We start from the raw sequence: 5,975 nt of genomic DNA on the forward strand, positions 1-5,975 counted from the left end.
TGCTTTCGATGCCGGAGCGGAACACTTCTGCCGAGTAAGCCGACATGATGAAGGCGAAGGCCGTCACCGCCGAGGCCCAGGACGACAGGCGTATGCCGAGGAAGGGCAGCGCGTAGTAGATCAGGATCAGCACGACCAGCACCGGCAGGGCGCGGAAGATGTCGGTGTAGCCGACCGCGAGCCAGCGCAGCGGCTTCGGCGCATAGAGCCGCACCAGGCTGATCCCCAGGCCGATGGGGATCCCGATGCCGATGCTCAAAATGCCGAGCAGCAGCGTGTTCAGGAAGCCGCGCAGCAGCGCCGGCAGGCTGGACATGATGACGTCGGGGTTAAAGAAGGTATCCAGCAGCGACATGGGAGCGTTCCCGAACCCGAGAGCAATCATGCTCAGGTTAAAACCAATATGCCTCGCAGATGGCGAGGCGGTCGGCGCGGAAGCCGGCGCTGGAGCGTGAAATGAATCGTGCCGGCCTGGAAAGCCGGCACGATGTCAGCGCAGCTTTCAGCTCAGGCCTTCGGCAGCGGCATTTCCTTCATGGTCGAAGAGTCGGCGGGCGCGTCGCTGCCGAACCACTTCTTGTGGATCGCGGCCAGCGTGCCGTCCTTCTTCATCGCGCTCAGCGCATCGTTCAGCTTGCCGAGCAGCGGATGGTCCTTGGTCATCATCAGGCCGTATTGCTCACCGGTCTTGATGCGCTCCTTGACGACCAGGTCCTTCATCTTGGTGAAGGAATACTCCATGCCCGGAATGTCGCTGACGGCCGCATCGACGCGGCCGGCGCTGAGGTCGAGCAGCAGGTTCTGCTGCGTGTCGTAGCCCTTCACGTCGCTGAAGCCGCCGGCTTCCTGATGCGCCTTGACCCAGGTTTCGCCGGTCGAGCCGGACAGCACGCCAACGATCTTGCCCTTGAGGTCGGCCTCGGCCTTGATCGGGCTGTCGGCCTTGGTGGCGATGCCCATGTCTGAATCATAATAGGGCTGCGTGAACGACTGTGACTTCAACCGCTCCGCCGTGATGGTGATCGACGAGATGGCGACGTCGATGCGCTTCGAAGTGGTGGCGGCAAACAGCGCCTGGAAGCCGAGATCGGCGATGTCGGTGGTCATGCCGATGCGCTTGGCGGCTTCGTTGACGATGTCGACTTCAAAGCCTTCGAAAGTGCCGCTCTCGTTCTTGTACTCGAAGGGTGGATTGGTCGGGTAGGCGCCGACATTGAGCACATCGGCGGCATAAGCGGTGGCGGGGCCGGCGGCAATGCCGATGGCGGCGGCGAGAAGAAGCAATTTGCGACGTGTGAAGCTCATTTGTGTTCCCTCTGTTGTTGATCGGGCGGGTTGCTCCCGCACGGTTTTGCCGCCCCGCACCGCAGGGCGTCAATTCATGGCAGCGACCAATGCGGCCATGGTTGGCGACGTTTTTTGTTGCAGATGGCGGATCTGCGCGCGCACTTCATCGAAGGCATGGCGCGCATTGGATGATGACTGGGACAGTATGAACGACAAGAACTGAGACTCCCACCCGGAGCACCCACGATGGACTGGCCGGCACGATGGACTGGTCTGCACGATGGACTGGCCGGCAAGCCCGTCCGGCAAGGCAATCGCCATCGACTGTGGAATGCTTATCCAAAGTGCGGCGCTTTTCAAGGCGAAAGTTTTAAGCTTAAAAAGCTGCGGTGTCGGTTGCGTGGCGGACACCATGCGGCCCGCTGGAACCGATACCCGCGAGCGATGGCGACCCGAAGCTATTTCAGGCTTGAAATATCTCCGCGCGGGCCTAGCGTGTGCTCTCTCGCCGGGAGGTCGCGACATGAACAAACCACACCCTTTGCACGGCCCGAACAGACTGAAGCTTGGCGTCTTTTCGACCAATGCCGATGGCGGCCTTGCTATCACAGACGTTCCGGAACGCTGGACGGCGAACTGGCAGGACAATGTGACCGCGGCCCAGATCGCCGACCGCGCCGGGCTGGAGTTCATGCTGCCGATTGCGCGCTGGCGCGGTTTTGGCGGCCGCAACAAGGTGCGGGAATGGTCGTTCGAGACCTTCACCTGGGCGGCGGCTCTTGCCATGGCCACCGAGCAGATCGGGCTGTTCATGACCGTGCATGTGCCGCTGGTGCATCCGCTCTATGCCGCCAAGGCGCTGGCGACGGTCGACCATATCAGCCAGGGCCGCGCGGGCTTGAACATCGTCTGCGGCTGGAACCCGAAGGAATTCGGCATGTTTGGCACGCCTTTGGTCGAGAAGGGCTACGATCAGGCGGCCGAATGGATCGAAATCCTGGAAAAGCTTTATGCCTCGGCCGAGCCGCTCGACTATGAGGGCACCTATTACCGCCTCAAGGAAGCCGTCAGCCGGCCGGCCAGTCTGCAGGTTCCGCGCCCGGTGACCATGAACGCCGCCTTCGGTGGGCCGGGCCGCGATTTCGCCGCCGCCCGATGCGACTATCTGTTCACGACCTTTTCCGAAATGGGCGATGCCGGCAAGCATGTCGCCGATATCCGCGAACGGGCCGACAAGGCAGGCCGCGACGTCGGCGTCTACACGGTTGCGCATGTCGTCTGCCGCCCGACGATGGAAGAGGCGCAGGCCTATTATAACAGCTATGCGGTCGATATGGCCGACCACGATGCGGTCGATGCTCACATGGCCGGCAAGAAGGAATTCTCGCAGTCGCACGACCCGCACGCCTATGACCGCTACCGGCAACGCTTCGCCGGCGGCGCCGGCACCTACCCGCTGATCGGAACGCCGGAAACGATCGCTGCCGACATGGCCGCCATTGCCGGGCATGGCTATCAGGGCATCGCGCTGTCCTTCGTCAACTACGCCAGGGAGCTGCCCTATTTCTGCGATCACGTGCTGCCGATTTTGAGACAGGCGGGCCTTCGCGCATAGTAGCTTTGCTCCGGGAAGCGGCTGCCTGTTGGCGGTCAGGGATTTCATCATCAGTTTAGGTAGAGCATTCGGAATTTGCCGAAGCCTCCCCAACTTCGTCATCCACGGGCGGAGCAGGAGCGAAGCTCCGTCGCGGAGACCCGAGGATCCATGCCGCGACATCGGCCAGCAAGTGCGACGGAGCAGAACCATGCATTGCTGCAACGCTTTGAGGTCCCGGCATGGATCCTCGGGTCTGCGCCGCGTCGCTTCGCTCCTTGCTCCGCCCGTGGATGACGAAGCGAGGGGCGTTTACTCCGGACGAACGAACTCCCTATTCCGGGATGACGGCGATCGCCTGAATCTCCACCTTGGCCCGATCCTCGACCAGCGCGACCACCTGCATGGCGGCCATCGCTGGAAAATGACGGCCGATGACCTCGCGATAGGCCTCGCCGACGCCCCTGAGGTTGGCCAAATACTCGGCCTTGTTGGTGAAATACCAGGTCATCGAGGTGATGTGCTGAGGCCCCGCGCCCGCCTCGGCCAGCACCGCGACGATGTTTTCGAGCGTTTGCCGCACCTGGCCGACAAAATCGTCGGTCTCGAACTGGCATTGCCCGTTCCAGCCGACCTGTCCGCCGACGAAGACGAGCTGCCCGCGTGCCGCGACGCCATTGGCGTAGCCGACAGGTTTTGCCCAGCCTTCGGGCTGCAGAATCCTGTGCATTCAAAACCTCCCGGTATTCCAAAACCCAATTTTCAAAGTCGAACGCTCGTCAAAATCTCTGCCGTCAGGCCGCGCCCATCACTTGCCGCGCGATCACCACTTTCTGCACGTCGGAGGCACCCTCGTAGATGCGCAGCGCGCGGATCTCGCGATACAGGCTTTCGACGATATGGCCCTTGCGGACACCGTCGCCGCCATGCAACTGCACGGCCTTGTCGATGACCTCTTGCGCCTTGTCGGTGGCAAACAGCTTGGCCATCGCCGCCTCGCGGGTGACGCGGGGCGCGCCCATGTCCTTGGTCCAGGCGGCACGGTAGACCAGCAGCGCCGCGGCATCGACGTCCAGCGTCATCTCGGCGATATGACCCTGCACCATCTGCAGTTCGGCCATTGGCGCGCCGAACAGTTTGCGTTCGGACACCCGTTTGATGCTTTCATCCAGTCCGCGGCGAGCAAAGCCAAGTGCCGCCGCACCAACGGTCGAGCGGAACACGTCGAGCACCGACATGGCGATACGGAAGCCGTCGCCGGGCTTGCCGATCCGCGCGGCGACGGGCAGGCGGACCTGATCGAAAGACAGGCGCGCCAGCGGGTGCGGCGCGATCACTTCCAGCCGTTCCGCGATGCCAAGGCCCCTGGCGTCGCCAGGCACGAGGAAGGCGGAAAGCCCCTTGGCGCCCGGCGCCTCGCCGGTGCGGGCAAAGACGACATAGAGGTCGGCGATGCCGCCATTGGAGATCCAGGTCTTTTCACCCGACAGAACGTAATTGTCGCCGTCGCGGGTCGCCGTCATTTCCGTGTTGGCGACATCCGATCCCGAGCGCGGTTCCGACAGGGCAAAGGCTGATATCGCCTTGCCGGCACGTGTCTTCGAAAGCCATTGCTGCTGCTCCGGCGTACCGAACAGGCTGAGCGCGCCGGTGCCAAGCCCCTGCATGGCGAAGGCGAAATCGGCCAACCCGTCATGACGGGCGAGTGTCTCGCGCGTGATACACAAAGTGCGGACGTCGAGGGGGCCAGGATTGTCTGGGTCGATCGCCGTCGGCTTCAGCCAGCCGTCTCGCCCGAGCTTGCTGACCAGCTCGCGGCAGGCGGCGTCGACGTCATGGTGGGAGACGGGCAGGTTTTTCGCGCACCATGCATCGAGGCGCTCGGCGAGCTGACGATGGCGGTCTTCGAAGAACGGCCAGGAGAGGAAGGAGCGGTCAGGCATGGGTGCTTCCACCGCTATTCTCCAGGCCCTGCGCTCTACGGCGCCGGTAGGACAGAGGGGGGCGCTGTCCCGCCGACGTCTCCACGGAATGCATCATCCTCAATCTCCCTCGAACACCGGCTTTTCCTTGGCCACGAACGCCTTGTAGGCGCGCTCGAAGTCGCGGGTCTGCATGCAGATCGCTTGCGCCTGCGCTTCCGCCTCGATCGCCTGGTCGAGACCCATCGACCATTCCTGGTTGAGCTGCGTCTTGGTGATGCCGTGCGCAAAGGTCGGGCCGGAGACGATGCGCGCCGCCATGTTGAGCGCGTCGGCCTCCAGCAAGGCGGCATCGACCAGCCGGTTATAAAACCCCCAGCGTTCGCCTTCATCAGCCATCATGGTGCGGCCGGTGTAGAGCAGTTCGGCGGCGCGGCCCTGGCCGATGATGCGCGGCAGGATCGCGCAGGCGCCCATGTCGCAGCCGGCGAGGCCTACGCGGGTGAACAGGAACGCGGTCTTGGCTTCCGGCGTGGCGATGCGGATATCGGAGCTCATCGCAATAATGGCGCCGGCGCCGACCGCGACACCGTCGACCGCAGCAATGATCGGCTTGCCGCAATTCAGCATCGCCTTGACGAAATCGCCGGTCATGCGGGTGAAGGCCAAGAGCTCCTTCATGTCCATCTTGACCAGCGGGCCGATGATGTCGTGGACATCGCCGCCGGAGCAGAAATTGCCGCCATTGGAGAGGAACACCACGGCGTCGACATCGTCGGCATAGACGAGGTCGCGGAACGTGTCGCGGAGCTCGGCATAGCTGTCGAAGGTCAGCGGGTTCTTGCGCTCCGGCCGGTCGAGCCGGACCTTGGCGATCCTGCCCTCGACCTCCCACAGGAAATGCTTCGGCTTGCGCCCGGCCATTGCGGTCATTCGCGTCCCTCCCAGTTGCTGCGAAACGAGGTCAGCATGCCGGTCAGCCGGCGCGCGTCGTCCTCGCTGACCTTACCCAGCAATTCGCCGATCCAGCCTTCATGCGCCGCGGCGATTGTGGCGAAGGCCTGCGTGCCTTCCTCGGTCAGCCGTACCATCGACGTGCGGCGGTCGCCATTGCGCCGCGCGCGGGCAACAAGTCCTTCCGAAACCAGCCGGTCGACGATGCCCGTGACATT

Annotated in this window: 8 protein-coding genes; 1 reads left to right on the forward strand and 7 read right to left on the reverse strand. The window is 63.5% G+C overall.

The genetic code is table 11. From position 1 onward, the window contains the following. From EOC06_RS43720 to EOC06_RS27985, 3 genes are all read right to left on the reverse strand, one after another. On the reverse strand, positions 1-355 hold a 355-nt coding region (locus EOC06_RS43720; protein ID WP_245470142.1), incomplete at its 3' end, for an ABC transporter permease subunit. Between the two features lie 152 nt (positions 356-507). Next, a complete protein-coding gene (locus EOC06_RS27980) occupies positions 508-1,305 on the reverse strand; it encodes an ABC transporter substrate-binding protein (RefSeq protein ID WP_128309303.1) in 798 nt (265 codons plus the stop codon). Positions 1,306-1,374: 69 nt separating this feature from the next. Next, complete coding sequence (locus EOC06_RS27985; protein ID WP_128309304.1) at positions 1,375-1,701, reverse strand: hypothetical protein; 327 nt, start codon at positions 1,699-1,701, stop codon at positions 1,375-1,377. Positions 1,702-1,810: 109 nt separating this feature from the next. Between EOC06_RS27985 and EOC06_RS27990 the strand changes: the two genes are divergently transcribed. Further along, complete coding sequence (locus EOC06_RS27990) at positions 1,811-2,902, forward strand: LLM class flavin-dependent oxidoreductase (RefSeq protein ID WP_128309305.1); 1,092 nt, start codon at positions 1,811-1,813, stop codon at positions 2,900-2,902. Between the two features lie 313 nt (positions 2,903-3,215). Here EOC06_RS27990 and EOC06_RS27995 read toward each other — a convergent pair whose 3' ends face one another. From EOC06_RS27995 to EOC06_RS28010, 4 genes are all read right to left on the reverse strand, one after another. Then, a complete protein-coding gene (locus EOC06_RS27995) occupies positions 3,216-3,611 on the reverse strand; it encodes a RidA family protein (protein WP_128309306.1) in 396 nt (131 codons plus the stop codon). Between the two features lie 64 nt (positions 3,612-3,675). Next, on the reverse strand, positions 3,676-4,824 hold the full coding sequence (locus tag EOC06_RS28000) for an acyl-CoA dehydrogenase family protein (protein WP_128309307.1): 1,149 nt from the start codon (positions 4,822-4,824) through the stop codon (positions 3,676-3,678). Positions 4,825-4,923: 99 nt separating this feature from the next. Further along, positions 4,924-5,736 (reverse strand): enoyl-CoA hydratase family protein, encoded by an 813-nt coding sequence (locus tag EOC06_RS28005; RefSeq protein ID WP_128309308.1) that lies wholly within the window; start codon positions 5,734-5,736, stop codon positions 4,924-4,926. Further along, positions 5,733-5,975 (reverse strand): MarR family winged helix-turn-helix transcriptional regulator (locus EOC06_RS28010; RefSeq protein ID WP_368773608.1); only part of this gene is annotated, 243 nt, incomplete at its 5' end. The genes EOC06_RS28010 and EOC06_RS28005, both read right to left, overlap by 4 nt.

The organism is Mesorhizobium sp. M7A.F.Ca.MR.362.00.0.0, from assembly GCF_004023175.1.
Taxonomy (GTDB): Bacteria; Pseudomonadota; Alphaproteobacteria; order Rhizobiales; family Rhizobiaceae; genus Mesorhizobium.